The sequence below is a fragment of the [Clostridium] citroniae WAL-17108 genome (genome assembly GCF_000233455.1).
GTDB lineage: Bacteria > Bacillota > Clostridia > Lachnospirales > Lachnospiraceae > Enterocloster > Enterocloster citroniae.
Genome location: NZ_JH376440.1, coordinates 1 through 1,908 on the forward strand (window position 1 = coordinate 1; position 1,908 = coordinate 1,908).

The following is a 1,908-nucleotide window of genomic DNA, read 5'->3' on the forward strand; positions in this document are numbered from 1 at the left end:
TAGTGTCAAGTTTCACTACCTGTTTTATTGTTTAAACCTTGATTTTATGGGAGTTTGCAATAAAAAGAGCAATGACCTCCCTTTTTTTGGTATAATGTCCTCGACCAAAATTCCAAAATACCAGAAAGGATTTCATTGCTCATGGACATTATACTTTATTTACTTAACATTATTCAATACCTTTATCGCCAAAACTGCTGGCTAATCAACTTTATTTGCAGATACATCCCTCTCAAACAGTGGGCTTTTGATGATTCTCATTCTCCCAAGTACCAAAAATTCAAAATTGATGAGCTTCCTCTGATCACTGACTTCCGGCAAGACTGGACTTACAAGGATCTCATCCCTTACTACGAAAAACGTTACGGCAAGATGATCCGCCCCATAAGCCGCCGCTCCGATTGCCACATCCCGGATGACTGCTCCTGTCCTCGCTGTGATGCCCCCAAGCCATTCCTTTATAAGAACAATGGCTCCAAAGGGCAGCTCCTGTGCAAAATCTGTGATACCAGGTTCTCTCCGGATGAGAGCCGTTTTTTGTTGACGAAACTCCGTTGCCCGCATTGCAGCAGCTCCCTTGTCCCCAAGAAAGACCGCAAACACTTCACCATCCATAAGTGTGTCAACCCGAAGTGCCCTTACTATCTCCACAACCTCAAAAAAGTGGATAATCAGGACCTGAAAGATGAATTCGGCAAAAATAAATATAAACTCCACTACATCTACCGCGAGTTTACTGTGGATTTTTTCAGCATGGACCTGAACTCCCTGCCTAAGAACGCCTCCTCCCTGAAATTCAACAAGCACAATGCTCATGTCATGTCCCTGGCCCTGACCCTGCATGTCAACCTCGGCCTTTCCCTGAGGAAAACCTCCCAGGCACTAAAAGACCTCTATAACATCAGCCTCTCACACCAGCAGATTGCCAACTACTGCAAAACCGCCGCTGTCTGCATTAAGCCTTTTGTCGACCAGTATCCATACGAAAAGGGGGCTGCCTTCACCGCGGATGAAACTTATATTAAAATCCGTGGCATTAAAACCTATATCTGGCTCATCATGAATGCCGCAAGCCGTTCCATCATCGGTTATCAGGTATCTGACAACCGTGGCATCGGCCCCTGTATCCTCGCTATGCGGATGGCTTTCCAAGGCCTTACAAAGCTGCCGGAGAACTTTAAGTTCATTGCGGATGGTTACAGCGCCTATCCGCTCGCCGCAATGGAATTCGTAAAGAACTTCGGGAAACCCTTTACATTCCATATCACTCAGGTGATTGGGCTTACCAACAACGATGCTGTTTCTAAGGAACACCGTCCATTCAAACAGATGATTGAACGGCTGAACCGTACCTATAAAGCATCTTACCGTCACACAAACGGCTTCGACAACATCGATGGCGCCAACTATGAACTTGCCCTCTGGGTCGCTTACTACAACTTCCTTCGCCCTCATAAACACAATCAGTACAAAGTCCTCAACGAAGTGGAGATGCTGGCCGGTGCCGACAACATGCCTGGCAAGTGGCAGCTTCTCATCTTCCTTGGCCAGCAGACCATCCTGAATATGCAGAAAAACGGCATGTCAGAGATGGAGCGGGGCTGTTGTCAATAGAACCGTGGAATACCGAAGCAGGCGGCACGGCCGCCTGTGAGGATATGCCGCGAAAGTCTATTGACATAAGCCCACGGATTATCCTGTCCAGCAGAAAAGGGGCAACTGCACCCTTTTCCTGCCTTCCGGCGAGGATGGGTTCGGGCAAAGCCCGAAATCGGGTCAAGGGACGAGTCCCTTGTGGGGGTTGGGGCAAGGCCCCAAGATCTTAAAACCATTAATATCTGCAATTTTCAAGGTTCGGTTGAGCCTATTTTTTAGACTCCGTTTTTTCATAGATTACTTGACACTACC

1 protein-coding gene is annotated in these 1,908 nt (G+C 47.3%); it reads left to right on the forward strand.

The window, feature by feature from the left end; all coding sequences use genetic code 11:
* The first annotated feature begins 141 nt into the window (after positions 1-141).
* Positions 142-1,614, forward strand: coding sequence for a DDE-type integrase/transposase/recombinase (locus HMPREF9469_RS33990; protein WP_007871719.1), 1,473 nt, complete (start codon positions 142-144; stop codon positions 1,612-1,614).
* The last annotated feature ends 294 nt before the right edge of the window (positions 1,615-1,908 follow it).